The 26504-nt window shown below is 39.0% G+C and carries 18 protein-coding genes; 7 read left to right on the top strand and 11 right to left on the bottom strand.

Translation table 11 applies throughout. The features are described from left to right. Window positions 1-146 precede the first annotated feature (146 nt). The 3 genes from UABAM_RS08580 to UABAM_RS08570 all read left to right on the top strand — a co-directional run bounded on the left by UABAM_RS08580 (window position 147) and on the right by UABAM_RS08570 (window position 3424). Window positions 147-1280, top strand: coding sequence for an actin family protein (locus UABAM_RS08580; RefSeq protein WP_173013208.1), 1134 nt, complete (start codon window positions 147-149; stop codon window positions 1278-1280). 124 nt (window positions 1281-1404) lie between these two features. Further along, a complete protein-coding gene (locus UABAM_RS08575; RefSeq protein ID WP_151967585.1) occupies window positions 1405-2031 on the top strand; it encodes an IS607 family transposase in 627 nt (208 codons plus the stop codon). Beyond that, the gene (locus UABAM_RS08570; RefSeq protein WP_151967584.1) at window positions 2000-3424 is read left to right on the top strand and encodes an IS200/IS605 family accessory protein TnpB-related protein; all 1425 of its coding nucleotides are present in this window, start codon (window positions 2000-2002) and stop codon (window positions 3422-3424) included. Before UABAM_RS08575 ends, UABAM_RS08570 begins: the two co-directional genes overlap by 32 nt. Before the next feature lie 253 nt (window positions 3425-3677). On the opposite strand, the gene UABAM_RS08565 is transcribed toward UABAM_RS08570, so the two are convergent. Further along, window positions 3678-5312 (bottom strand): serine/threonine-protein kinase, encoded by a 1635-nt coding sequence (locus tag UABAM_RS08565; RefSeq protein ID WP_151967583.1) that lies wholly within the window; start codon window positions 5310-5312, stop codon window positions 3678-3680. Window positions 5313-5483: 171 nt separating this feature from the next. Between UABAM_RS08565 and UABAM_RS08560 the strand changes: the two genes are divergently transcribed. Beyond that, a complete protein-coding gene (locus UABAM_RS08560) occupies window positions 5484-6137 on the top strand; it encodes a pentapeptide repeat-containing protein (protein ID WP_151967582.1) in 654 nt (217 codons plus the stop codon). A 124-nt stretch (window positions 6138-6261) separates the two neighbouring features. Here the strand turns inward: UABAM_RS08560 and UABAM_RS08555 are convergent, their stop codons facing one another. The 4 genes from UABAM_RS08555 to UABAM_RS08540 form a co-directional block, all read right to left on the bottom strand. Next, on the bottom strand, window positions 6262-7323 hold the full coding sequence (locus tag UABAM_RS08555) for a CARDB domain-containing protein (RefSeq protein WP_151967581.1): 1062 nt from the start codon (window positions 7321-7323) through the stop codon (window positions 6262-6264). A gap of 156 nt (window positions 7324-7479) precedes the next feature. Next, on the bottom strand, window positions 7480-9918 hold the full coding sequence (locus UABAM_RS08550) for a serine/threonine-protein kinase (protein WP_151967580.1): 2439 nt from the start codon (window positions 9916-9918) through the stop codon (window positions 7480-7482). 30 nt (window positions 9919-9948) lie between these two features. Further along, window positions 9949-11181: an alpha/beta hydrolase gene (locus UABAM_RS08545; protein WP_151967579.1), complete on the bottom strand. Its 1233-nt coding sequence runs from the start codon at window positions 11179-11181 to the stop codon at window positions 9949-9951. A gap of 263 nt (window positions 11182-11444) precedes the next feature. Then, complete coding sequence (locus UABAM_RS08540; protein WP_151967578.1) at window positions 11445-12035, bottom strand: hypothetical protein; 591 nt, start codon at window positions 12033-12035, stop codon at window positions 11445-11447. 284 nt (window positions 12036-12319) lie between these two features. On the opposite strand from UABAM_RS08540, the gene UABAM_RS08535 reads away from it, so the two are divergent. Further along, window positions 12320-13813, top strand: a complete 1494-nt coding sequence (locus UABAM_RS08535) for a protein kinase domain-containing protein (RefSeq protein ID WP_151967577.1) — start codon at window positions 12320-12322, stop codon at window positions 13811-13813. A gap of 195 nt (window positions 13814-14008) precedes the next feature. On the opposite strand, the gene UABAM_RS08530 is transcribed toward UABAM_RS08535, so the two are convergent. The 3 genes from UABAM_RS08530 to UABAM_RS08520 all read right to left on the bottom strand — a co-directional run bounded on the left by UABAM_RS08530 (window position 14009) and on the right by UABAM_RS08520 (window position 17714). Further along, window positions 14009-14536: an aldo/keto reductase gene (locus tag UABAM_RS08530; RefSeq protein ID WP_151967576.1), complete on the bottom strand. Its 528-nt coding sequence runs from the start codon at window positions 14534-14536 to the stop codon at window positions 14009-14011. After that, entirely contained in the window at window positions 14537-16549 is a 2013-nt protein-coding gene (locus UABAM_RS08525; protein WP_151967575.1) for a bifunctional serine/threonine-protein kinase/formylglycine-generating enzyme family protein, read from the bottom strand. A gap of 61 nt (window positions 16550-16610) precedes the next feature. After that, a complete protein-coding gene (locus UABAM_RS08520) occupies window positions 16611-17714 on the bottom strand; it encodes a leucine-rich repeat domain-containing protein (RefSeq protein WP_151967574.1) in 1104 nt (367 codons plus the stop codon). A 260-nt stretch (window positions 17715-17974) separates the two neighbouring features. Here UABAM_RS08520 and UABAM_RS08515 point away from each other — a divergent pair, with 260 nt between their 5' ends. Continuing rightward, window positions 17975-18565, top strand: a complete 591-nt coding sequence (locus UABAM_RS08515) for a hypothetical protein (RefSeq protein ID WP_151967573.1) — start codon at window positions 17975-17977, stop codon at window positions 18563-18565. 107 nt (window positions 18566-18672) lie between these two features. Here UABAM_RS08515 and UABAM_RS08510 read toward each other — a convergent pair whose 3' ends face one another. The 3 genes from UABAM_RS08510 to UABAM_RS08500 form a co-directional block, all read right to left on the bottom strand. After that, a complete protein-coding gene (locus UABAM_RS08510; RefSeq protein WP_151967572.1) occupies window positions 18673-19014 on the bottom strand; it encodes a hypothetical protein in 342 nt (113 codons plus the stop codon). A 458-nt stretch (window positions 19015-19472) separates the two neighbouring features. Further along, window positions 19473-23252, bottom strand: coding sequence for a DUF4062 domain-containing protein (locus UABAM_RS08505; RefSeq protein ID WP_151967571.1), 3780 nt, complete (start codon window positions 23250-23252; stop codon window positions 19473-19475). Between the two features lie 203 nt (window positions 23253-23455). After that, window positions 23456-24328, bottom strand: a complete 873-nt coding sequence (locus tag UABAM_RS08500) for a GNAT family N-acetyltransferase (protein ID WP_151967570.1) — start codon at window positions 24326-24328, stop codon at window positions 23456-23458. Window positions 24329-24861: 533 nt separating this feature from the next. On the opposite strand from UABAM_RS08500, the gene UABAM_RS08495 reads away from it, so the two are divergent. Continuing rightward, window positions 24862-26472, top strand: a complete 1611-nt coding sequence (locus UABAM_RS08495; protein ID WP_151967569.1) for a hypothetical protein — start codon at window positions 24862-24864, stop codon at window positions 26470-26472. The last annotated feature ends 32 nt before the right edge of the window (window positions 26473-26504 follow it).

The raw sequence follows: 26504 nt of genomic DNA, 5'->3' as shown, positions 1-26504 counted from the left end.
ACTTGGTGTTGTTTTTCTTTGGTGTGCGATGCCTAACAACTGTTCTTTGCTCCACAGTTAAATACTACGCAAATATTTTATTATTTGGTATAGTAGATACAATATTCTATTTCTGATGAAACTCTAAATCGATGGCGGGAAGTGTTATGAAAAATTTGAAAAAATTATGTTTTATCATGGCGATGTTGGTGATGGCATCACTGCAGGCCGAGAAGTCAGCTATTGTTATTTATATCGATTCATTTGTTCTCCATGCTGGATTTGCTGGGGACGACGCACCAAAAATTGTCATGCCAAATGCGGTGAGTACGAAGGATGATGAAGTCTATGTTGATTTTGGAACTTTAGCAAAAAGTGATTCCGTTTCTTACCCAATACAAGACGGTAAAGTAGTGGATGTTGCGCAATGCGAAAAGGTTTTAGACCATGTATTTTCAAAGTTGAAAGCCGATCCTAAAGAGCAGGCAGTTCTGCTAGCATACCCTGGTGATTTTACCACAGAGTCTATAGATCAGGTCGCAAAGATCTTATTTGATAAGTTTGAGGTTCCTGCTCTGCACGCGGTAAGTAATACGATTCTAATATTATATTCAAACGGTAAAATGGATGGTTTAGTTGTATGTATGGACGACAATGGTGTTTTCGTGAATGCCGTAGATTATGGTTCGATTCTTGCCACCCAAAAAATTCCTGTAACAAGTCAACATATTCGTGATTATTTGCAAAAATTATTGGAAAAAAAAGGTTATCAATTCGCAAAAAATTGTAGCGGAATGATGGAGGAAATCAAAAATAAATACTGTTATGTGGCCCTAAATTTTAACGCGGAAACGAAATTGGCGAAGAATAGTTCTTCATTAAGTAAAACATATACTTTGGAAGACGGTCAAGCTATTGAGGTCAAGGAAGAACGATTTACAGCACCCGAAGCTTTTTTTCAGCCAAAATTACTGGGAATAGATGCACAAGGTGTTCATAAGGTTATACAAGAAGTGATCGGGAAATGTGATTCTAAATTTCGTAAAAGATTGTATCGCAACATTGTTATTGCCGGTAGCGAAAGTATGTATCCTGGTTTAAGAGATCGTATTGAATACGAATTTTACAATGCGAATAAAAAAATGAAAACTAAAGTTTCCGCGCCTCCAGAAAGAAAATATGGTACATGGATCGGCGGCTCTATTTTCGCTTCTTTATCTAATTTCAAATCTGTACCAAGAAAAGAATATATGGACCATGGAAGTTTTGGTGATTTACAAAAAAAATTAGAACAAAAATAACAGGGCATCCAACTGTAGAAGAAAAATCTCAAATTTAAAAAGAAAAAGCTTGCACTTGACATACGGATAACATACGATCAATTGATTATGGATCAATAATAATCATGTTGTCGGAGGAGAAAAGATGACAACATGGATTTCAATTGGTGAAGTAGCCAAACTATTTGGAGTTTCAACACAAACGATCAGAAATTGGAGTGAGCAAGGTGTATTTTCCTACAAAAGGACATATGGCAATCACCGAAGATACTCAAAGCAAGAAGTTGAACGAAAACTAAGCATCGAAACGCAACAAGACGAAGTAACAGTTTGTTATTCTAGAGTAAGTGCTAACGACCAAAAACAAGACTTGGAAAGACAGCAACTAGAGCTAAGAAGTTTTTGCGAAGAACAACAGTACTCAAATATAGTTGAAATCAAGGAAGTAGGATCAGGGTTGAATTACAAAAAACGTGGTTTTTTTAAACTACTGCGTTGGATGTTATCAGGAAATGTAAAACGAGTTGTTGTTAGCTATCATGATAGACTAATAAGATTTGGTAGGGAAATAATAGAAGAAATATGCAAGTTTAGAGGAATATCTTTGGTTGTTGTTAATGACAAACAACAACTATGTTTTGAAGAGCAGTTGTCACAAGACATTATTTCAATACTAACCGTTTTCTGTTCGAAAATCTATGGCCGAAGGTCACATGAACGTCGTAAGAAAAGAAAAATAGATGCAAGTAACCATTCAGGCAAAACTAAATAAAGAACATATACAATACCTCGAAAAATGTGCTGCGCACACAGCGAAGCGTCGTGGCGAATTGCTACGTGCTTTGTTGCGGGGTGAAAAACTGAATGAGTTAAAAAAGACATTTATAGCAGAAAAAGGTATGATGGCGAGACAATTCAATTCACTACACAGCGAAGTGAAGGGAATCATCAAAGCTGCCAAAGAGTTGCAAAAAATCAACGTTGAAGATGCACAAAGAAGAAGTAAATCTCTCAAACGTTCCATAAAAAAACTATCTAAAGCGTTGGCTGGGAATAAAAAAGATACTGTTTCCGAAAAGAAAGAGCAAAGAAAAAAACTGCACTTTGTCTTACACCATAAAAAGCGAAAGCTACGAAACGTAGAAAACAGAATAGAAAAACTAAAAAAGCGTGGAATCTGCCTCGGAGGTAGAAAGCTATTCAAAAAACAATTTCACCTTGAAGAAAATGGCTATGAAAACCACCAAAAATGGCTGGAAGAGTTTAGAGCAAAACGCGGAAACAGAGTATTTTTTATTGGCTCGAAAGATGAAAGTTTTGGTAATCAGAATTGCCAGTTGCTGGGAGATAAATTACGGGTTAGAGTAGTTCCCTCCTTGGAGCGAGAATGGGGAAAATATGTCAATATACCTGTAAAGTTTAGTTATAAACAAGAAACCATCTCCGCAGCGCTAAAAAGCCAAAAGGCAATCAACTATCGCTTTGTAAAAAAAGGAAGTGACTGGTATCTGTTTGTGACAACAAAGGAAAAACCAGCGCCGATAACCACGAAAAAAGAGCTTGGAACTATTGGTGTCGATTTGAACCACTCACATGTCGCGTTTGCCGAAACGAACAGGCATGGTAATCTTACAAATTATGGAAAAATCCATACTCCCATTCAAGACCGTTCTAGCGAGCAGGTCACAGCCATGCTCGCTGAAGCATGTAAAGAAATTATCACGTTAGCAAAGAAACAACAAAAGCCTGTTGTTATTGAAAAGTTAGATTTTTCCAAAAAGAAAAAGGACTTGTCAGCTCAAAAGGTACCTTACAGACGAATGATATCCTACTTTGCATATAAAAAGTTTGCCTTCTTGATGAAAAGTCAAGGAGCAAGAAATGGTGTAGAGATAATAGAAGTAAACCCAGCGTATAGTAGCATCATTGGTAAATACAAATTTGCTTATTTTTGGGGAATCAGTGTACATATTGCGGCGAGTTTTGTATTAGCACGCCGCGCGTTGAATTATTCTGAACGCTTACCAGCCAGAACCGCCCGATGTCTGCCAGTGGATAGGCATTGTCACGTCTGGAAGTACTGGGCTGCGTTTACCAAAATCGCTGCCTCTAACAGGGGATCGCAAGTTGAGCTTTTCTTTTGCTCTCGGCACATTCCATTTTGATGTGAATGTGGCCTCTATCTTGCCTTCTGGAGTGAAATTCTCCAGCAGTAATCAGTCTCAGCACTGTTCGGAGACTGTCCTCTTCTTCTTTTTTAGATTTTTGAGGTTTTCTAGGAACGGCTAGAGATCATCAATTATAAATTAGTATTCGCGATAAAACCTAGCGATCACACCGAATTTAAATTGATGATGCACTCTATTTTTTAGATGACCAGCGGTCTTTTTTGCGATTAGCCCAAGATATGCAATGAAACTAGTTTTTCAACTCTTTCTCCAGTTTCTCGATCGTTGATTTGAGTTGCTGAACGTAAAAATGTGCTGTAGTTCCCGCTTTTATAGGACTTCCACCAGGTGCAACTACTGTTTTTTGCCACATACTTTCGTCTACTTGTGAACGCATCGCCTGTTGTTGTGAAGAGGCCGAGGTGATCGTTTCACCGTCCCACGTTCCACACTGAGAGATTTGTGAGCGTGGTATGTAATGGAAAGTATAGTTGGCTATTTGAATGGTTTGCGGCTCTGACAAAAAGAATTCTTCGTCAAACTTAAGTTGTGTACTTCCAATGGTAATTTTATTGACTTCGCTAAGGTTTTTAATTTTGACAAAATCTGCCACTTCAATGAGCGCTTGCGAACGCGATATGGATTGGTCAGGAATCACAATATGATTGGAAAAAGTGCGTCCCAAGAAATTGATTTTGTGCACTAGGGGAAAAATGAGTTTTTGTTCACCGGTGAATACGGACAAGTAAGGGTAGTCGTTTACTTCTGTGGCACCGGAGTATTGTACCAAGTCGTCGTAAAATTCACTTAAGTCCTGGTAGCGTCTTTTGGGGTTCTTGTTGAGACACTTCAAGCATATTTTCTGCAATTCTTTGCTAACATTATCTTCTTCCGTAAAAGCGACTCTACGATGAAAGACATTGTCGACAATTTCACTGATTTCTTCTCCTGGGTGCGCTAAACGTCCGGTGAGCATCTCGAAAAAAACAATTCCCAAAGCATAAATGTCGTGTAGTTTGGGACTACCTTTGCCTTTTAATTTTTCCGGTGGCATGTATGCATACGTTCCTGTAATCTTTGTAGATTTTTTCTTTTCAATATTCCCACCAGCAGCCAAACCAAAATCTACCAATTTTGATGAGTTGTTTTCTAGAGAAACAATGATATTGTTTGGCTTGATGTCTTGGTGAAAAATATTGTGTTTGTGCATGTATATTAAAGCGTCCACAATGCTGATCATGTGCGAACAAACCACGCGATGCACATGTTGTATGTCGTTGCGTGCTCTTTGATTTATGATGTACTCACATAAATTAGGCCCATTGATGAACTCCATCACCAAATACGGCCCATCGTCATTTTTTCCCACATCGTATATTTGCACAATATTTGGATGGTTGCAACGTGCCAATACACGCGCTTCTTTTTCAAAAAGGTTCACTTCCGAAGAGGTGAGTTTATCAGAAAGAATGGTTTTAATCGCAACTTCGCGATGTAGAGTAGAATCGATTCCTCGGTACACTTTACCAAAACCACCACTGCCGATTTCCTCCAACACTTGGTAGCGACCAATAAAAGCACCTTTACTATTAATTTTTTCCTTTGGAGGGGTGTTGCCCTGCGTTTTGTAGTGTACTGTTTTCCTGTAGTTCCCTTTTGGTTCTGTACTTTGTCCCACTTCTTTTTCTTGACGTCGATGCGTGGGAAGGTTCATTATTTGTGAAACACCTCTAACAAATTTTTTTAAACCGCTATCAGCATTTCCTTGCTGTGCCTCTTGATGGCTGCTGTCTTTTTTTTGCGAATTTTTATCATTTCGAAGTTGTCCGCGTTCTGTCTCACGGTATTCAAAATGTTGGTGTTCGTCGTTATTTTTATCTGCCATGAAAGTCTCACTTAAGTAAATGTAATAGATTGAAATGCGCTATATCCCAACTTTATTTTATACTAAAGTAAACGATCTGAAAATAAAAATTTTTCTAGTTAAATGTGGAAAATAATCCGTTAATTCCATAAAGTATAAGCATATAACAATGCAAAAGAGAAAGGGTGCGATATGGATACGGTACACTTCAACAAACTAAAACAGTCGGTCGCGGAAGATAACAATTGCGCATCGTGGAATAGTTGGCGCGAACAAAATCCACAATCCCTTGACTTAAAAGGGGTAGATTTAGCGAATAGCAAATTATGCAAGGCCAACCTCGCGAATGTTGATCTTAGCGAAGCCGATTTTTCGGGGAGCGATTTAAGCGGTGCGAATCTGCAAGGCGCAAACCTCACTCAGGCAAATTTTCGTGGAGCGTACCTCATCGGGGCAAACTTGCAACAAGTGCTTGCGGTCGAAGCCAATGTCAGCAATGCATCCTTGACAAGAAGTCAATTGAGTTCTTCTAATTTTCAAGGCGCTATTCTCGGTAAATCAAATCTAGAAAGTGCGACTTGTATAAACTCCAACTTCCGTGATACAAATCTCACCGGTGGTAGTTTACGACGCGGTGATTTTTCGCATAGTGATTTTAGCAATGCTATTTTGGTCGATGTGTATATGGTTGGTTGTAAACTTGCAAATGCAAACTTCACTAACGCCAATTTACAAAAATCGGACTTAGGGGCGGCTGACTTTAGCAATACGAATTTAAATGGTGCTAACTTACAAGATACCTCCACAATGAAAACAAACTTTACCGGAGCCACACCGGCGCAATAATTCTAAACGCGGACAGAACAATTGATGACATAGTGGTTAAGTAACACTTTGTATCATAAATTTTTATTCAACGAAGCTACGGTGGTCAAACAGTATTGACCACCGTAATACTACGAAATTTTTGCTATTTATTGTCATCGGAACTCACTTCTTCGTTTTGCACGGAATACTTTCCCCCTTTTTGAATGGTACCTGAAAGTGTATTATTCCCCTCTTTTTTTTCCTTTACCGTATTTTTGGGATCAATTGTTACCGAAAATTTTCTTTTTCCAGGCATTACCCAATGCTCTCTGCGTTTAACAATGTAAATTTGCTTGGGCTTCAATACTGGGATGGAAAAGTATTTGGTTTTTTTCTTTTGTATCGCAAATTTTAATTGGGTTTTTGCCGAAGAAGTGTCGCCAATATTCTTTACTTTTACAACAACCGTACCCTTGCCAGGCACTTTAACATGTTGATATTTTCTCGCGATGATAATTAAGTCTGGCAAAGGACTGATGCCATAAACAATAAATTTTTTGTTGTTGTTTACCTGTTTTTCCCCCATCGCAGGGTTTGGTGAATACAGTTGTTTCTTGGCATCGAGTGTAAACGTATTGCGATAAATACCATATTGCGAAAGTTTATACTTATAGGTAATGGTGTTGGTCATCCCACCAGGCAATTCACCACAGGGGAGCCACACATTTTGTTTACCTGTGGGACCTTTTATTTCTAGTAATGCGGTTGTTGCTTTGGCTTTTTGTACTCCGGCATTGTAGATACTTGCCGTAAAAGTTAGGTGTTGTTGCACATGTTTTCTTTTGGGCGATACTTTTAGCCAATTTATGGCCAAATCGGCATTGAGACCACGCACGTAAAATTCACGACTCGTTGCTCTTACCGGATTGGGATAGTTTGCATTTGCCAGAACACTTATGCGAATGAAATATTTACCATCATGAGCAGCGACACGCCAATTATAAGTCCCGTTGTTGGGAGCAGATGACGCTATGGTGCGTATCACACTATTTCCGCGCATTAACGCAATGTAAACAGTGTTAGCCATTTCTCCCGTTTTTGTCCACTGTATTTGTAACATCGAGCCATACTTGACCACCCCTGCATTTGGCTTGGTAATGGTGATACCATCGCAAAATAACTGGCCACTCAGTAAAACTATCACGAAAAATACTATTTTTTTCATCGTCTGCTCCCTTTCTAAAATGAAACGTAAATGTTCAAAATAGAAAAGAGCAATTAGTATACCGTTTGTTGTTATTTGAGGTGAGATTTACTGTTGTGCAGGTGAAAAGACTGATTTTTCATTTTTCACGCTAACTTTTTTGAAATATGTACTTCGCTATTGCGATTTTTTTAATTTGTTTGCTTGTTGTAAATAATATTGTGCCTTTTTGTTTTGCCCCATTGCTTTATAACACAGATGTATTTTATGATATGGTTGCCAAATATTTGGAGAGGCGGATGTTACTTTTTGCAAGTATGTGATGGCCAGTTCATACTTTTCTAATTTTAGGTAAAGACTTCCGCAATTGTAGTAAGCATCTAAATTTTTCGCGTCTATGGCGATGGCTTTATTGTAATCAGCAATAGCGTTGTCATATTGTTCTTGCTCGCGGTATAGATTTGCGCGATTGTAGTAAGTTCTCGAAGAATTCGAGTTTATTGCGATGGCATTGTTGAAATCACGAAGAGCTTTGTCATAGAGCTTTAGCTTTTGATAGATATTCCCTCGTTGTTCGTACGATTCAAAATCGTAAGGGTCTATGGCAATGGTTTTGTTGAAATCGAGAAGCGCTTTGTCGTAGATTTTTTGTTGCATGTAAAAGAATCCACGGTTGTAGTACGCATCAAAAAAATTAGGATTGATTGCGATGGCTTTGTTGAAATTGAGAAGGGCTTTGCCGTATTTTTTTTGCTGCAAGTAAATAAATCCACGGTTGTAGTAGGCATCAGAAAAATTCGGATTTATCGCGATTGCCTTATCAAAATCGGCAAGCGCTTTGTCGTAGCGTTTTTGTTGTAAGTAAACGATTCCACGGTGGTTATAAGCATTGTTGTTACTGTGGGCATTGTTGTAATTCGGGTTTATCGCGATCGCCTTATTGAAATTGACAAGAGCTTTGTCATAATTCTGTTGTTGCAAAAAAATGAGCCCACGGTTATTGTAGGCCGGAGTATAATCGGGCTTTATCGAGAGGACTTTGTTGAAGTCGAGAAGAGCTTTGTCGTAGTGCTTTTGCTGTAGGTAAACGAGTCCGCGGTTGTTGAGTACCTGGTAATCATTTGGCTGTATCGCAACGGCTTTATTATAGTCAGCAAGGGCTTTTTTATACTGTTTTAAATCTTGGTAATGCAGTCCGCGATTATAGTACGCGAGAAAACTACCAGGGGTTTTTTGTATTTGTTTGCTAAAGTATTCTAAACTTTTTTGTTGATCTCCCTCGATACTTTTTATATAGCCTTTGATAAAATTCCAATTTTCTTCCCCCTCATACTTTTCCACATCTTTAAATATTCTTGAAAACAACTGGGCAAACTTTTTATCTTTTTGTAGCGACGGATATTCTGTTGTGGAATATTTGAGTACATCCATTACCTTGTTGAGAGTATCTTTGGTTCTCGCTTTTTCTTGCTGAATACGCTGTGTTGTTTTTTCTGCAACTAATCGTGCTTGGTGGGTGTTTCTCCAAGCAACGAGTAGAAAAAAAGAAAAGGCCAACAACACAACCATAAAAAAAGCTACGAGAGCAAAAAATAGTTTGTGTTTCGCCACAAAGCTGTGAAATACATCAAAGGTGTTATACGTTTTCGCAATAATGGGTTTGTGATTTTTTAAGTTTCTTAATTCTCTGGTGAGTTGCTTGAAGTTTTCATACCTTTTGTCTTCTTTTTTTGCCATGCACTTGAGACACACTGCTTCAAAATAAGGCGATATGTTGGGGTTGAGTTCCCGTGGGGGAATGGGATCATTATGTAATATTTGAAACAAAATATTGTAATGACTGTCTCCCTGAAAAACATTACGGTATGTAAGTGATTCATAAATTGTCGCACCAAGAGAGTATATGTCACTTTTTTCAGAGGCCTTGCCATCAATATGTTCTGGAGCCATATAAAGGATCGTTCCTAAAACGTCGCCGGTTTTCGATAAACTCTTTTCCGTAGTATTGGAGATTTTTGCAACGCCAAAGTCCATTACTTTTGGTTCACCTTTGTTTGTAATGATGATGTTAGAGGGTTTGATATCACGATGGAGAATATTGTTCTTGTGAGCGTGGGCGAGAGCGTCACAAACTTTTATCATTAAGTCTAATAGAAATAGTGGTTTTACTTTTTTTTCTTTGATAAGGTCTGCAAGAGTAAACCCCTCTATATACTCCATCGTGAAGAAAGGTTGTGGTGTTGTTCCAAACTCATACAACTTGACAATATTGTTGTGCTCTAGTTGCGCCATGGCCGAAGATTCGCGTATAAATCTTTTGATGTCATTGGAGTTCCCTTTTAAGATAACCTTGAGAGCGACAGTCCTTTTGAGCTGTGTATCCATTGCTTTGTAGACAACGCCCATACCACCACGTCCTAACTCCCCTTGTATCATGTAACGCCCAAAAAGTTGACCTTCTCGGATAACCTGAACGTTTTGGTGTTGCGCATTTTCAAGAAAGTGCGCCGGGATTTTTTTTTCTGGTATGCTATACATCGCAAAGTTATCGTTCGTTCTAGAAGAGTTGTCTATTTTCTTTGTTACGATATCGCTATTCAAGAATTGAGAGTCCATAGTATTGCTTTCAACATAGAGGAAAAGATATTATTGCGATTTACAATATATTTTGACAAGTTGTGAGACAAATTCTGCCACGTGATGATTAAACACATCGCTATGATGAGAAATGATTTTTTTCGCATCGACCAGTAATATTTTCGACGAATTTTCTTGAGGTGAAATTTGCCCATGTTGATTTACGCTGCCTAGTACAAAGTTTTCATGATCTTTGGCCACGGAGAATGCGCGTTTTGTCCCTAGAAAGCGATTGCGTGCTGTAAAAGACCAAGCATTCATTTTTTTATCAGAAGTCGACCACGTAAATACAAATTTTTTGGCATGAGCACGAAAAGAATGATATTCACCATCTTCAAGAAAATACTTAATATCAAGGGCGGCCTGTAAACCAATGAATAAATCTATTTTCCCACGATTTTTCGCCATGTTTTGCGATAAAAAATGCGCGCTAAAAAGACCCCTTGCCAAAAGCCGGGCACCAAAGCTATGGCCAATAAGTACAACGCGAAATTTAAATACTTTTTTGAGCGGGAGCAATACATTGTGCAGCAGAGAATTGGCATATAAAAGTCCCACTTCTTCGGCATCTTGTTTTTTATTTTGGTAACTTATTCCGGGAATTCCCCACTTCGAAGGCCACGTAATCCCAATAAACAGATAGTTTGATTTGCGAGAAGCCTTTTCATAAACTTTTGAAAACAAAGTATTCAAATTTTTGAGAGCTTTTTGTTGTGGTGTATTCCAACCCAATGCACATAGAAATACATGGGTGATTTGGTGTTTCTCTATGTATACAGCTAGTTGTTCTTTTAGAGAAAGGATACTATCCCATCCACTTTTAAATACTTGTGAAGTTTGTAATTCGTCAGTGTTTTGATAAACATTGTAAATGATTTTTTTGTGTAGATTTGGCGCGTTGTCATCTTTGGCGAATTTTACGATGTGAGATACAAATTGTATTTTGGAATCGTTGATGCGCTTTACAAGAAATTTTTTTTCTTCGGCGTTTAATTGTTCAGAGTCATAGTTTAAAAATGGTTTTATATCATCTAGTTTTTTTAGCCCGAGTTTTTTCCTAGAAGCTTTTTCAACGCCTATAATATAGCCTGGAAATGACAGCGAGATGGAGTCTTCATTTAAAACGCTGTGAAATTTTTTCTTAATACCCCAATGGGTCTTCAGTTTTTTGGCTTGCTCTTTTGTTGTTTGTGACAACAAAGAACTCAGTAATAACAAAAAAATAAAAGTGTAGCGCATCATAAAATTCTCCCAATTGCTGTCAAGTAGGTATTTGGAAATGTGTTGAGGTGTAAACCCTCTATATAAAATTCTAGTCGAAAATTACCCAAAAGGGAAATAGGTAGGATATGAAAATAGGGGAAATTTTTAGCGGAAAAGATGAACAATACATCAATGAAAAGTACAAGAAATTCATTGGAAAAGCTCGAACAGAGGGGAGCACGAGAGGAAATCGTTGTCAGAAAATCTATTGGATGGCCACCTGTGCTCAGCTCTCTATCTTCTTAAGAGACTTTACGTCGCCAGCCTAACAGTAGAAAAGCACTACATAAGAAAAATACATATGTGCCTGCCTCTGGAACTGTCACAGCTCCAAAAACAAAACCACTGTCCACAATACTTGGATTGAAAACTTGTGCTCTAACGGTTGAAGTACCGCTAAAGATACCTTGCCCTTGAAAAATGTCAATGTTGTCATCGCGAACTTCAATTCTCACCGACGCGCCACCCGCTGAGGATGAGTTAAACATCGAAAATATTGCTGCATCACCTTGATTTTGGACATCGCTACGAAAAATTAGCTCTGAACCGTTGGCGACGATTTCCAAAGGACCATTGCCAAACTGATCAAACTGGACAAAAAAGAGACCAGTTGCGGGGTTGTTGTCAAGAACGACCGAGTCTCCGTTAAGAGAAAGAGTCAAGTCGACATCGTTTAGTGCGAGCAAAAAGGAATTGCGATCGTTGTACACACCATTGTCGATATTAATTGTTCCGCTAACATTAATATCACTTATGTTGAAATTGACATCATATATCGTTTCAGCACTTATGATCGTCGTGAGTATGGTAAGTATCAAGACGATTTTTTTCATTGTGATTCCTTCCGTAAGATTGTAAATACGCTCTCAGGTGTCATGAACTAGTGATGTCGCAGTTTATGTGTTACAAATATCTCTTGATACACCAGACGAATCTGGAACCAATGATATTATTACGCTATAATATTTCTAGCTTATCGGATAACATACAAAATGTCAAAGACAATCGAGATGAGACACCTTAGTTGGATAACGAAACTTACTTGGTATGTATGTCACTTTTTTCGTATATCGAATGGGTATTTTTACGCAACTTATATTCTTGTAGGTAGATACAAATGGAATTACTCAATAAACGCTATAAATTGGGAAGAGTTCTTGGTCAAGGAGCAATGGGACGGGTTCATCTTGCACAGGATGTAACGACGAATCAGCAAGTGGCGATTAAGGAGTGCTTTGCTCAAAATAATGATGAACTCATTGAGAGAATTAAGCGGGAATACGAACTCATGAAAAGTATGGATCATCCTGGAGTGGTAAAAGCAATTGATTTTTTACACTTTGATAACAAGTACTTTATTGTGATGGAGTTTATAGAGGGGATTACTTTACATGAGTTGATTCAGCGAGGTCGTAGAACGGTGAAATTTGTAAAACAGCTTGAAATTGCCATTAAAATATGTGAAGCCGTTTACTTTTTGAATAAAAATGGAATTATTCATCGTGATTTGAAACCGCAAAACATTATTCTCGATGCCAACTACAATCCTAAAATACTTGATTTGGGCATTGCCAAGCTCGAAAATGTAGATCATTCTATTACGCAAACCGGGAATATTATTGGAACGCCCACATATATGAGTCCAGAACAAATCGACGGAAAATCTGCAACCAATAGCGATGTTTTTTCGACAGCAGTGATTCTGTATCAGTTTTTTTCGTGGGCCAAACAGTCTCCATTTCATGGACATGGTGCTATTTCTAGTATGACCAATGTTGTCGAAAAAAAATTGCCGCCCATTAACTTAAAATTGGCCTATAAAAATTATGAAGTTCGTTTGGGGAAAACATTTGCCAAATCTATGCGCAAAGACCATGAAAAACGTTCAAAGACTGTTGAGAATATGCTTACGGCATTTAAGGACACTTTAAAAGCAATTAAAAGGAAAGAAATTATTAACAAGGTAATTACGACCGTAGGCTCGACACTGGTTACGGGGCTTTTTATTCTTCTTTGGGTTCTACGTGGAAGTTTTATGGTGGATAATGACTCTCCTTTGCCCAACACACATTTTGAAGATGGTAACACTTTTTTTTCACAACAAAAGTATTCTGAAGCTATTACGGAATACCGTAAAGCAATTAATCTCGGGGAAAAATCTGGGGAAATTTTTTACAATATTGGACTTTGTTATTCCAGTTTGGAGAAATACCAAAAGTCCATAAAATACTATACAGAAGCTCTGCGGTATTGGAGAGGAGAGGTTTGGGAAAATCCTTACAGTGCAAGTGGACATTTTCAAAGAGCGCGTGCATATGTGCTCACAAAGCAATTTGAAAAAGCATTGAAGGATCTCAATAAAACTCTAGAGATTTTGCACAAGATGAAAGCTTTTGGGGATCTAGGTTCCGCAAATCAAGTCAAAAAAACAGCGAAAGAAATAGATGAGGAACTAGCCGCAGCGTATTTTTTACGAGGTGTTTTGCACTATGAAAACCAAAAAAACACCGCGACAATACAAGACTTAAAAAAAGCAATTACCTTAAATCCATCTCTTAAAAAGCAAGCAAGCGAAATACTGGAAAAGGCGCGCGCAAATTTAAAAAAATGATAGTGTGTATGCCACCGATCTCTTTATTTCTCTATTTGAGTATCGTGCTTTACTCATGTCTATGATGCAACGAACAAATGAGTGTAGACCAAGCAATTTTCTGTTTGGCCTACACTCACGTCAATATAAATTGATTTTGTTGTATGGAAACCTATTATAGCGAATACAGCAGGGAATCGAATTGTGCTGCTGGATTTACATATCAGTCCAACCTTTTTGTCCAGGCATGCGATCACTAGGAGACGCATTCAACCAATTGGGATACTCAGGTGTCAGTTGGCTAACTTCGTCTAATTGCGTCATTTCATCTTCTGTAAATTCTATCTCAACAGACTTTAGATTATCTTGCAACTGTGACATCTTTTTTGCGCCAATAATAACACTTGTTACTCCGGGTTTGTGCAATAACCACGCTAAGGCAACTTGCGCAACGGACACTTCGCGAGCTGTCGCTATTTCTTGCATTACGTCAACTATATCGTAGCCTTTCTCTTTATTAACGGGTGGAAAATCGAATTTGACGCGACGATCGTTTGCTGATCCTTCGTTGTCACGAGTAAATTTACCCGAGAGAAAACCACCAGCCAATGGACTCCAAGGCAATATAGCTAATTTTTGATCTTGTGCTAAAGGTATGATTTCGCGCTCTAGTTCGCGTCCGGCGATGGAGTAATAAGCTTGAATCGAACAAAACTCAGACCAATTGTTAGGGCTTTCGTAGATTCAGTTTACCTTGGCACACACGCGAAAACCAACGTGGAAGTTACTATAGTCAGGCACACAAGCGTTGCGATACCGTGAGCGGCAGTCGAAGTATTTGTTGCCCCAACTGCCACCACGATCAATGCGATAAACGCCACTAGAAGGTCCCTTAGGATTCTTTACTGGACTGTAATTATAATAGTCTTTACTGTACCAATCATTACACCATTCGCGAACATTACCGCTCATGTCATAAAGGCCAAAAGCGTTGGGCTTTTTTTGTGCCACTTGATGCGCATATCTATTACCTTTTTTCCAAGTATTCATATAGTACCATGCATAATCACCGTCCATGTTATTGCCCCAATAGTAATTATCACTACTTCCTGAGCGACAGGCATATTCCCATTGAGCTTCTGTAGGCAACTCTAAACCTACACGTTTGCAAAATTCTATCGCATTGTTCCATGAAACATACGTGGCCACGTAGTCACGACCCTCTTTGACAAATTGTTGGTCCTTCCAGGGTGAGGTGTCCATCACTTTCTGCCATACACCTTGGGTGACTTGTGTTTTAGAAATGAGAAAGCTATCCAAAACAACACGATGTGCTGGTTTTTCTGCCTCATAACCATCACCTCCTCCCATAATAAAACTTCCCTTTGGGATCAATACGAACTCCATTCTTGTGTGATTGTGGCGGTATTCTTTTACAGTATAGGTATTACCATTACACGTATATGTTTGGGTATCTAAATACGTAAAGCCTAAATATGTCTTTTCGTTTTGTCCATTTTGCTTATCAAGTTCGAGTTCGTTTTCGTTTTGCTCATCGAGTTCGATTTCGTTTTGCTCATCGAGTTCGTCTTGCTCATCGAGTTCGTCTTGTATATGTTGTTTTTCAGTATCTACTTGTTGACTTTTGTTACGGGGAAATTTCTCGTCTAGCTGAACAAATCGATCGTTTTTGATAGTGGGTGGTGATATATTTTTATTGAGCTTACCAAGTGGGATGATCATTCCTAAAGTTAAAACAAATAACATCACAATCAAATACATTAACCTTGTGAACAGTGTATTTTTTTTGGTGGAAGTTTTTTGTTGCGTCGTCATTTTCGTGGCATGAACTTTGGCATCGAGCATTTTTTGGTTAATGGCACTATCCATTACAACCGTATCGCTTGTGGATACTTTACGTCCGGTGGCGCAATCAATCAGCATATTCCACATTTCCAATGCTGATTGAATTCGTTGTTGTGGATTTTTCTGAAGAGCTTGGGAAAGTACTTCGGACAATAAAACCATGCGTTTGTCTGTTGTGTTCGCGCAAGATGTTAAAGGAAGAATCTCCATATTGAGAACGCGGTCCATGGTTGAAACAACACGGCCACCATAAAATGGAGAGTTATTTTGCCAAGAGAAAAATTGATAGAGCATTGCCCCCAATGCAAAAACATCGGTATTTTTTCCAATGGTCATGCGCGAATTTATTTGCTCGGGACTCATGTACTGAGGGGTTCCAACGATAGCACCTGTTTTTGTTATGGTCGCCAATTCGTCATTAATCGTTTTCGCAATCCCCAAGTCTAATAATTTAGGTTCTAAATCATTTCCTTGTAAGATAATATTTGCTGGTTTTAAATCACGGTGTATAATGCCGCTTTCATTTAACATTGCTACCACACCACAGATTTTTTGTGCAATATGTAATTGTTTTTCAAAATCGATAGATCGTGGATGATTGCGAATTAAATTTTGTAAAGTTATGCCTTCGACAAATTCCATCACGATGAAATATCGTTGTTCTTGTTGGAAGAAATCGTAAGCGGAGACAAGATTGGGGTGATTTATTTCCTTCATGAATTGATATTCGCGTTTGATACGTTCTACGATATTTGCTGCTTTTCCTTCCGTAAAACATTCTTTTATCACAACCAATTCGTTTGAATGAGTATCGGTGACAAGGTATACTTTCCCCATACCGCCCTGACCGATTGTTTTTTGAAATTTATAACGATTATTTAATAAATTCATGGCTATCCCTCGCCGAATTTGGGTGTTTTTGGACTAATTTATTACGCAAAGATCGGAAAAACTAAGAGCACCCACCGGTTAAAAAAATGTTACAATCAGGCAACCATAACCGAAGAGACTCTTGCTGTTCTTTGCAGAGATTATGCCCTGAGATGCTAAGCAACTCAAGATTTTGCAAACGTCTCATTGATCCAGGAATCGAAGTGATCTCATTACCATCTAGATTTAAATGACGAAGTTCTGCTAATTTCCCCAGTTTGTACGAAATATCTGTTATATCGTTGTCTTGCAAATTAAGTGTTGACGCAAAAGTAGCAGAATAAACCCAGTCAGGGATAGAGCGCAAATTTTTTTGCGACAGATCGATGACAAACTCTCCCCAAAAACCACAATTGGAAAATTCACAATTGTCAACAAAACTAATATTACAACCTTCACTGCGGAAACTACAGTTGCGGAATATACATTTTTCAAAACGATAATCTTCATTTTTCTTCAGATAAAATGTACACCCATCGTACTTCATTTTCGTATCTATACAAGTTAAAGATTCTCTCTGTTTCTTTACAAAAAGAGATCTTTTTCTTCCTACTTCGCGATCCAATCTCATTAAAATGTCAAGACAACATATTTTTAGCGTAGCAAAAACACCGTCGCCATTAGATGCTACAGTTCTTATTGTGCGAAAACCCAAATAATTAATATACCGTTCTAGGGTATTCGGATCGCAAGAGTTAGGTGTATCGGCCTTATTCCACTGAATTACAGTTAAAACATCCAGAATATCAATCTCGCATTCTTGTAAAAAGTGCTCTAGATTTCGCAGTACGATAAGATTTTCATCAAGTTTCTCGCCACAACTATCGGCAACAAAAACAATCCCATCTATTTTTCCCAAGATATCTTTGGCCTCACCTAAGTCACCACAAATCGCAAACAATTCGCTCTTAACCTTCATCCCATGCACTTTACCCACTTCAGGCTGAAAACTTTTAAAACACATAATTTGGGCGTTATCTTTTTCCATGTAAACAAGCTCATCACGATTACTCGGAGGAATGCGATCATGAATAAACTGCAAATTGGTTTTTTTTCCCGCTGATTCAGGACCGCAATACGCTATTTTTATTGTGATTTCGTTTTGTAGATAGTTTATCGTGGCCATACCAAAATCTCTAAAAGATTGAGTTTATGTATAAGATATCATACTTTTTCTGTTTGCAGAGCATAGCCTTTTGCATAAAGTACTTTTTATTGTGGTGGGTCTATCATTGTCGATGATTCCGAAAACTATTGTGGTATTTTTTATAAATATTCAAATTTATCTTGTAGTCAACTCCCCACTTCTTTATAAAAGGCATATCTTCCTATAGACAAGCATTACAAAATTATAGTTGTTGTTCTCATTTCAGGAAAGAAAATAAAATGCTAGACGAGAAATTTAAAAAGAGAATAAACCCATTACTATTACAAGAAATCATCGAGAGAATAGAAGAGAATAAAACCGTCACTTTTGGAGAAACGAAAAAGCAAAGAATAGAAAAAGCAATGGTATTGTTTATGACTATACTATTGTATAGTGGATTGGCGGCTCTCGTATACTATTTTAAAACGATACTCATTGACAACTCGATCGTAACAACAAATACAATCTATCTAATGGTATTTGGAATACCCCTTGCCGATGTAATCATCGTATTTTTTTATGTTCTGCGTACGAAAGACAAATATGGTATTGTGATGAGTAAGGAAGGATTGCGTTGCATTTCGCAACAAAAATGGCAACCGTGGAATCGGATTAGATCTGTCAAAATGTCCAGTACTCAATCCGTGCAATTGTCAAAAGGCTTCATTTCTATTCATACAGATGATATATCCCCTTTGCGCGTATCCTCGAATATAGACCCCTTTCATCTTTTAGCTGTTATCGATCATTTTTGTGACAACGATATTGAAGAGGATATATCTACAATTTTAGATACTCTCATAAATCTAAAACCAGTACTTACGTTTTGAGGTAAATTTCGACATAATCAATAGTGTCAAGCTCTGTGTATTCAAGTGATTACGAGTATACTTTTTCCAACTGAAAACCAAATTTTTGATAAAGTCTTATCGTGTGATTATTCGTCGTTATTTTGAATGATTTTCTTTAATTGTTTGAGCCGGTTTTTGTATTTTTCAAGGCGATTTTGTTCGTTTGAGTAATCTTGTTTGTTCTTTTTCATTTTTGTTATTTTGTTATGTAACATTTTGATTTCTCTTTGGGTCAAAGAATATTCCTCTTCCCATAAACTTTTATATGTGAAATTCTCTGTTTTATATTTGGGGTTTACTTTGGTTTTTTTTTGCATTTCAAGTTTTGTTTGTTCTTTCTCTGCTTGATATGACCTTTCAAAAAACACAAGAGGTAAAGTAACTGTATCTCCGACAGCACTGAGTGGAATATCAACTAATCCGGGCATAAAAACTACCGTATAGAACACTAAATAATGGGGAAATAAAAGTAGTAGTGGTAGATTTTTAAGGGGTTCTTCTCCTAGACCGAGCCTATTTCTCTCTAAAAAATGATGGGTTTGAGTAAAATTCACTGCCTCTTCAAAACCACCGTAATAGCTAGGAGGATTTTTACTCAAATTACGGGAAGTATTACAACCGGTGCCAAATAGCAAACATACGAATAATGCATACAAATAAAATTTTGATTTCTTTCGCAGCCTAACCATACGAACTCTTTCAAAAAAATTAACTCAAAAATGACATGACTTTATCATTCGCAATGATTACAAAGTCCTATTTACTAACTATTCATGTTTCGAAAGAGAAAGGTTATGTTCGAAAAAAAACTTTTTGTATCTAAAATGTATTTTATTGTATGCGTTTCGTGTGAATTGTTTATACCGCTGTAACAATATTAGCTTAGTTACACGCAGTGTAATTTGAGAACATACAAATAATTGGAAATTTTGCCTGTAATGACGCCATTCTCTGTCAAATCAATTTGCTCAATTACCATTGGTAGTGCCACAACTTCTTCTCCACTTTCTTTATCAATTACAACACTTTCTGTATCGCGCATCACTGCACAAAATTCTTGTTGACGTGTCCATTGTGTGATTTTTGCGGTACCGGAGATCACTTTTTGGCATTGGCGGTCAGGCACGTCCCATAAACGAATCGTTTTGTCGTCGGAACAAGAAATAATTGTATTTTGATCGATAATTGCGACATCGGTAACAGCTGAACCATGCCCTTTTAAGCTACAAATGCACGTTTGTTTTTCACTATCCCAAATGCGTACAGTTTTATCGATATATCCACCACCACTCACCAGTATACGGCCATTGTGATTTGAGCAAATAGCTGTGACGTGATCTTTGTGTCCTTTAAAGGTCTGAATACACTCGTTGTTTTTTATCGTCCATAATTTGACAGTTTCGTCGGCACTTCCCGAAGCGATTTTCTCACCATCTCCACTGACCGCAACACACCAAACCATACTTTCATGTCCATGGTACGCGGTAACTGTATTTTGATCGTTGAGTTGCCGCTCGTGAATCAACTTGTTTTCCAAACCACAAAAGATATTGTTGTCGTGTACACATACAGCCATTACCGCGTCTTCTTCGCAAAAGCTGGTTATTTTTTCTCCGGACATATTCCACACATATACAGATTTGTCTCGTGATCCCGTGGCAATAGTATGATTGTCTGTTGTCACACTTTCAATGACATCGCTATGGCCCTTTAGTACAATCGGTGACATTCCTACCGAGGTGTCCCAAACGCGTATAGTGTTGTCATAAGATCCAGAAACGACTATATTCTGACGGTAAGAAACACTCGATACCCATTCTTCATGACCTTTTAGCTCAAGTACACAGTTTCCACTTTCAATTTCCCATATTTTAACCAAGTGATCCCAGGCACCAGAAATAATGTATTTTTTGTCTGCATCGATACAAACACTTACCACACTAGCTTTGTGAGCTTTTTCATCGAAAAGAACATGGTGAGTATGAATATTCCAGAGACACAGTGAGCCATTTTCCATACCTGCAACAACATAATCGCCTTGCAAAAATAAACTTTCGACAACAGCATTGGTCACAATAGTGGAGTGCTTGCCACCCGCAATATCCCAGATACGGATGGTCTTATCGTCACCAGAGGAAACAACATACTGCAAGTCTTCGGTCAAAAATACCGAAGAAACAGAAGGGCTGTAGCCATAAAATGTTTTTAGACATTCGCCACTATGCAAATCCCACACGAAAATTTTGCCATCTCGACCGCCAGAAACAATTCTGTCTTGCTGAATATGTAAACTTTTCACAGAATCACTATGGCCTTCTAAAGTTTTCTGTAGACTTCCCGTCAATAAATCCCAAATGTAAATGTCGCTGTCTTCACCAATAGAAATAATTTTTTTGTTGTCGTTTGTCACACACACTTCGCGCACCATAATATCTGGCTGATCTATAGTCAACAAGCATCTTCCACTCTCAATATCCCATACCTTAATACAACCATCTTGTCCTGCCGAAACAATTTTATGACCATCTTCTGTGATACACACACTCATAACTTCTTCGCTGTGTCCACGGAAGGTCTTTGTCAGAGGTGAATCGAGCCTTGCCGATAGCGGGCGTAAACTTTGTACCCAAGTAAATTTGTCGTGCATTTTCTGCGCGCGCCAATACTCAACAAGTTGGTACAACTTCGCACCGTCTGTATCCCACGGCGCGTTTACAATTTCGTGGTAGTATTTCTTGGATTGTGGACTATCATGCCAAAAACCGCGGTTCCATAAGCTTTGAAATAGGTATTTGCCATGACGACCTAAAAACTGAATATCCATTTGTAGAATACGTCGCAGCAGTAGTAAAATGTCACGTGATATTTGAACTTGCGCTGTGATCTGTACTTCCAGGCCTTCCGGTATGCGTACTGCTTCTCCCTCAAGTGCAATACGCAAGTCATAATCAAGATCTGCCACCATTTTCTGTTCACATTTTGCTTCGAGAAAACGGATGTCGCCAAAAATTTTCAGCAAATGTTCATATTGTTCTGCCCATAACAACTGATACGGAATTTCTAACAAGGCGCGCGTGTATGAGTAGCTCTTCTTTAAAAAATAGTTTGCTAACATTCCATGGTACTGACGCATACCTGCTTTTCCCAACAACATTTTAATACTGCGTTCAAATTCGGGATGGAAAAAATTGAGTAGTTGCTCGCGAAATATGATAAAGTTTGACAGGCTTTTTGAGAGCTCCACAAGAAAACTATCGGCCAACTCCTTGTATTCTCTGAGCAGAATATCGTATAGTTCCACTTCTGCCAGACCATAGCGGCTTGCCGAAATAATACCAAGATAACAATTTACTTGATCAACTCCATATTTCTCGCGTAAACGCTCCACAACTTGATGAAACAAGGTATCTACGGTCTGTGCCAACTGCCCCACTGCAATTCCACTGGCGATAATTTCATCCAATGCTACTTTGAGAAACAAAGGATTTCCTGCGGCTCTTTTGACCAACATATCTTTCTCTTGTTGTTGTAAAGAAAGGCTGTGTTGTTGTTGATAATGATCAACAATTTGATAGATTTCCTTTTCTTGTAAGGGAGGTAGCGCCATTAACTCCATTTGCGGAAAAGACTTCAATACTTGAGTTTCAGCGATCGGTCGCATGGTGATTATGATGCGTGTTTGTGGTGGACACCATCTAGGCAGCCATGAAAAATCATATTCATCCATTTCGTCTAAACCATCAATCGCGATAATCAGAGGCTCATTGTTACGTTGGAGTGCATTGCGAATTTGCGCTGCGAGTAGACCAGAAGAGGTTTCTAAATCTTCTGTAATCAAATTATATTTTTGTAGTTGTTGACCTAAACTTTGCAACACGCCCCACAAAGTACGACTGTCACCGGCCATATTCATATAGTGACCAATAATATGCTTTTCGTAATTTACTTTCAAAAATTGGGATAGGAGTGCTGATTTGCCGGTTCCCGCTACAGCTTCAATAATTAGATAGTTTTTTTCATCTTTATTGTTACAAAACGCATGAATATCTTTTAAATACTGCTCTCGTCCAACAAATCCTCGTACTTTTTCTTCTATGATCTCCGACAATGCTTGTTCGCGCGTATATTCTTCCACGGGAATTTTCTGCTGGGGAGGAAAATCTTTATTTAAAATTTCTTGCAAACGCGATTGGATTATTTCGATGAGTTCTTCCATTGAGGAATAATAATAGATAGTTTCCTCACAAGCCACAAGTCGTGCCTTGAGTTTTTTGAGTTGTTCGTTGCTGTTGTCTTGTTGTTTGAAACAAAAAAAACGTCGATGAGGTGCTATTGTACTTAACGCCTGATTTACTTCCATTTCCGTAATCGAAATTTGTTGTGTATTTTCTTTCCCATCGCGATGATAGTCTGGACACCACCCATAACGATCTCCAAGAATACCCACAAAATATTGTGACTGTTCTACCATTTCTAAACACCACTCAACAAGATTTTGGTCACTTCGACGATCATGCCACCGTAAGTCATATGATAAAATATGAAGTTGACGTTCATAGACGGCCTGTTGAAGTTTGCGAAAAACATTCGCAATACGATCTCTTTCCAACTCAAGGTCTTTAAAGGTTGAACTTACAAATACTTTTGCTGTTTTCCAAATATGCATGTCGTTCTCCGTAATTTTGTTGAGCCACTCATTTTTTTGTAATATTTTACTCTCTTAGAGTACGCATTTACTACTCGCAATGTTTGCATTTTAAAAATCGCCATGGAAAAAACAACTCAAATAATAAAACGTCAAGATATTTTCGGCAAAAAACACATTACCTAAAAAACAATGCCCGGGATACGATTCTAACAACAGGAGTATCAAACTCCTGAGTATTCAAACCACTGCGAGTATACTTTCTCTACCTGAAAACCAAATTTTTGATACAGCTTTATAGCATGATGGTTTGTATCTACAACAACAAGTTTTACTTGCTCTACACAGAGCAAAGAAAAATGGTTCAATACATAACCAAGGAGTACACTTCCAACGCCCTGTTTTTGAAATGTGGGGGTTACGCCTATCGAGTCAATCCACCCTGTACCTTCGTCTTTTTTTAGATGGTACATTCCAACAGCTTTTCCAGATAGGTAGCAGATACCCGCTTTTTCTTTATTTGTTATCATGTCTTCTACATCTTTTACATTTAAAGTACAACTATTCGCTGTATTTTTAAAAGCATCGTTGTGTGTCTGGCAAAAACAGGATTGATTTTCTAGAGTTACGTCAGAAAAGGTATAGTTTGTGGGGGAAACAAAATTTGTCGTATGTCGAACACTGACAAGATTCATTTGCAAAAATTGATAAGTTTTCACAAATCCTATGTCAAAAAAGAGAGAGTCTGGATAAGTGTGTGGGAATGCGATGCCTATTTTTATAGAAAGTTCTCCAAAATCAGTTAGCTTTTTCTTCACAGCGTAGAATAGTTGTTTTAAGGGGGCCAGGCGCTCTTCTACTAAATGTAAATCCACTAAAAAAACTTCTCCTCTGTGAGCTTCGCATACAATTGCCCCCAGAGTGCCCATAATTTTTTTTCCTTGCCATAGAGTAAAAAAAAAATCACCTCCACCGAAAATTTCAGCCTTGATATACCTGTCCACATCGAGAATGGTTTTCCAGTTATGCTTTTGTTTCATAAAGTCCAATAAATGTTCTTTTTCTGTATCGCCAAGTTCATTAAAAGTTTTCAACATACATTTTATCCTTCGTGGTGATTATTTATAGTTGTAATGATATTTTTTTTAGAGAAATAAAAGGTTGATAGGAGTTTTGAGGCTTCTTCTGGGGAAATAAGCAAATAATGAATTTGTTCTATCTGCTGACTAGAAAACGAACATTTCAAATTTCGCCCTTTGATTTGCTTTGTCTTCATTCACCTGCTGAATTTACATAATCAAAATAGCAATAAATATAACCGTTTCTTTACTAAAATAATACACAAAGATACCTATTTGAAGAGATATATGCATAATTTGTCATTTTGAGGTTTTGTGACCACCTGAAGTTGAGTTCATTCTTTTGCTTATTGATCATCGGGTTACTTATGATTGCGTACATTTTTTTGTTGATTTGTGGCCGTCACCACTGGTAGGATTACCAAAATTTTCTTTACTTCTGTGATTTACAGAGTATTTGTTTACTTTTACAAGGACGCGCACCCACCATCTAGGTGATGAGGAACTTATATGAACGAGAATTTACGTAGCGGCCAAGGAAGGGAATTGTGATGTTGAATTTTCGCTTCAAAGTCGGCGCTGTTGTTATGTGTAATCTTGGGCCGATTGGCTGGAAGCTTGGAAGAATCATCGCGCTACACTATCGGGAAGATCACTGGCCTGTTGAGAAGGAAGTACCATACCAAGTGGTACTTGAGGCCGACAATACGCTCATTTACGTTCCGGAGGACGACGACCGCTACTGTCGCGAAGCTACCTGTGAGGACTTACGAGTCGTTGGTCGTATGGACGCACTTGCCGCGCTTCCGCCGGGGGCAAAAGTTATGAAACCTTTTTCTGATCTTGAACATGCGACAATCGGCACAGGGCTGGACTATCGCAGCGGACAATGCCACTGCTGTCACTGTTGTCCGCGAAACTGGTCATGCGTCGAGCTTTACAGTGAGCACTATCGTTGCGCGGAACGCAATGGTCTCAAGGTGACACGGCACGTGGTCAATCTAGGTACAGTCTGCGTAGGAGACTCGGTGCACTGCCCTGCAGGACGGGACCTATCGAGAAAGGGTTTTATGCAGTGCCCTACACTGGTTCGACTTCCTCCGGGCATCCGTTTTTCTGACGATGGTACTATCGCTGGCGAGGTGCGGTTTGACCCGCACCGAGACATAGAGTATAGCGTCGATTTCGTCGCAGTAAGCACCGCGAGGTGGGACGACTCCGCGGTGGGAATCGTGCGTTTGCAGATTACTTTCGTCGTCAAGGGTAACGAGCCACCGGATGGATTTGACGTTGACGCATTTATGCTAGAACAGCATAGGGCTCGCAATGTGGCTACTGGCATTCTTCACGAGTTAAGTAACACATGGGAGCTATGGGAGTTAGGCAAGATTGACAATCACGACACGTGTGACCGGATGCGTGCAGATCTTCTCCGGCTGCGAGAACTACTCGATAGGCATCCGAGGCTTGATAACGGAATGTGGTGGGCTCAGCTCGGCGGTTATTACATGAATGTGCACAAGCTTCTTGAAAATACGCTGTTCGAATGTGAACTCTACCTCGGCCACGCTCTCACGTTTGGGAACGCTGAGGTTCGATGGCTGGCCGAGCAAAACCTCAAAGGCTGTTATCAAAAACGCCTCCTGGAGGCGGCACGGTTCCTGTGGATTGATGGTCTCGAACAGATGATGCGGGGCGAATGGGCAACTGCTGCGGAGACGTTGTGTCTCGCTGCTGCCAAAAAGGATGGATGGGGTTGGGCGGTGAACTTTGGTGACATCTGGTTTAGTGAGTCGGCCGCGCGACTAATACACGGTGCAGAGCTTGCAGCTCAGAATTCGACTGAGGATAGCGATGGAACACAGTGGATTGCCGAGGCTGCGCGGCTCCTGGAACGGGGAATGACGAGGACCGAAGAGGCCGGTTATTTCGGGGCCGAGGGGCACCCGTGGGCCTCTGAGATTGCAGCAGCGTTGGTTTCATACCGCAACCAGCAGGATCGCGGCACTGACACGGCCGAATGGCTCAAAGCGTTCAAATTACGAACCACGTACTGGTGTGCGCAGGTCCTTGGTGGAGCATGGCCCTTCCCGCCCAAGCCGAGACCGCGACTCGAAGATACTGATGTTCTAGCGCAATGCCTACCCGGGCACAACGACTGACGCCACAGGTAAAAAATTCTCAATCGTTGGAA

It is taken from the genome of Candidatus Uabimicrobium amorphum, from assembly GCF_009002475.1.
Classification (GTDB): Bacteria; Planctomycetota; Uabimicrobiia; order Uabimicrobiales; family Uabimicrobiaceae; genus Uabimicrobium; species Uabimicrobium amorphum.
This window is presented reverse-complemented; position numbering and strand designations above follow the sequence as displayed.

Excerpts from the sequence above, each read along its gene's own strand:
- UABAM_RS08580 (WP_173013208.1), top strand. The coding sequence starts at position 147 with ATGAAAAATTTGAAAAAATTATGTTTTATCATGGCGATGTTGGTGATG.
- UABAM_RS08575 (WP_151967585.1), top strand. The coding sequence starts at position 1,405 with ATGACAACATGGATTTCAATTGGTGAAGTAGCCAAACTATTTGGAGTT.
- UABAM_RS08570 (WP_151967584.1), top strand. The coding sequence starts at position 2,000 with ATGCAAGTAACCATTCAGGCAAAACTAAATAAAGAACATATACAATAC.
- UABAM_RS08565 (WP_151967583.1), bottom strand. The coding sequence starts at position 5,312 with ATGGCAGATAAAAATAACGACGAACACCAACATTTTGAATACCGTGAG.
- UABAM_RS08560 (WP_151967582.1), top strand. The coding sequence starts at position 5,484 with ATGGATACGGTACACTTCAACAAACTAAAACAGTCGGTCGCGGAAGAT.
- UABAM_RS08555 (WP_151967581.1), bottom strand. The coding sequence starts at position 7,323 with ATGAAAAAAATAGTATTTTTCGTGATAGTTTTACTGAGTGGCCAGTTA.
- UABAM_RS08550 (WP_151967580.1), bottom strand. The coding sequence starts at position 9,918 with ATGGACTCTCAATTCTTGAATAGCGATATCGTAACAAAGAAAATAGAC.
- UABAM_RS08545 (WP_151967579.1), bottom strand. The coding sequence starts at position 11,181 with ATGATGCGCTACACTTTTATTTTTTTGTTATTACTGAGTTCTTTGTTG.
- UABAM_RS08540 (WP_151967578.1), bottom strand. The coding sequence starts at position 12,035 with ATGAAAAAAATCGTCTTGATACTTACCATACTCACGACGATCATAAGT.
- UABAM_RS08535 (WP_151967577.1), top strand. The coding sequence starts at position 12,320 with ATGGAATTACTCAATAAACGCTATAAATTGGGAAGAGTTCTTGGTCAA.
- UABAM_RS08525 (WP_151967575.1), bottom strand. The coding sequence starts at position 16,549 with ATGAATTTATTAAATAATCGTTATAAATTTCAAAAAACAATCGGTCAG.
- UABAM_RS08520 (WP_151967574.1), bottom strand. The coding sequence starts at position 17,714 with ATGGCCACGATAAACTATCTACAAAACGAAATCACAATAAAAATAGCG.
- UABAM_RS08515 (WP_151967573.1), top strand. The coding sequence starts at position 17,975 with ATGCTAGACGAGAAATTTAAAAAGAGAATAAACCCATTACTATTACAA.
- UABAM_RS08510 (WP_151967572.1), bottom strand. The coding sequence starts at position 19,014 with ATGCCCGGATTAGTTGATATTCCACTCAGTGCTGTCGGAGATACAGTT.
- UABAM_RS08505 (WP_151967571.1), bottom strand. The coding sequence starts at position 23,252 with ATGCATATTTGGAAAACAGCAAAAGTATTTGTAAGTTCAACCTTTAAA.
- UABAM_RS08500 (WP_151967570.1), bottom strand. The coding sequence starts at position 24,328 with ATGTTGAAAACTTTTAATGAACTTGGCGATACAGAAAAAGAACATTTA.
- UABAM_RS08495 (WP_151967569.1), top strand. The coding sequence starts at position 24,862 with ATGTTGAATTTTCGCTTCAAAGTCGGCGCTGTTGTTATGTGTAATCTT.